This is a genomic window from Enterobacter cloacae complex sp. ESBL7 (genome assembly GCF_041679625.1).
Taxonomy (GTDB): domain Bacteria; phylum Pseudomonadota; class Gammaproteobacteria; order Enterobacterales; family Enterobacteriaceae; genus Enterobacter; species Enterobacter asburiae_B.
In genome coordinates, this window is the sequence record NZ_JBGORN010000048.1 from 1 (window position 1) to 359 (window position 359).

The window sequence follows — 359 nt, forward strand, 5'->3', positions numbered from 1 at the left end:
CCTGGCGCACAGTCGCTCTCCCTGCAGGATGATAATGCCCGCCGGGCGTATGCCAGCGGCGTGTCACTGGCCTACGAGATGCAGCAGTCCCTGGCGGTGCAGAAGTCGCTGGGTATCAGTCTTCCCCGGGATGTGCTGATGGCGGGGCTGCAGGATGCGCTGTCAAATCATCCGCTTCGGATGCAGGACCGCGATATCCAGTCCACGCTCGCCTCGCTGAATGCGGACTTTGCGAGCCGGATGCAGAGCCGTCGTGCCGATGAAGTGGCCCGCGGACGTGAATTCCGGGCTGATTTTCGCCGGAAAAAAGGGGTGGTCAGTGATGCGGGCTCACTGTATCTGATTGAGGCCAGAGGCTC

General features: G+C 62.1%; 1 protein-coding gene. It reads left to right on the forward strand.

Annotation, left to right across the window (positions count from 1 at the left end; genetic code table 11):
- On the forward strand, nucleotides 1-359 hold a 359-nt coding region (locus ACERY3_RS25405), incomplete at both ends, for an FKBP-type peptidyl-prolyl cis-trans isomerase N-terminal domain-containing protein (protein ID WP_373226809.1).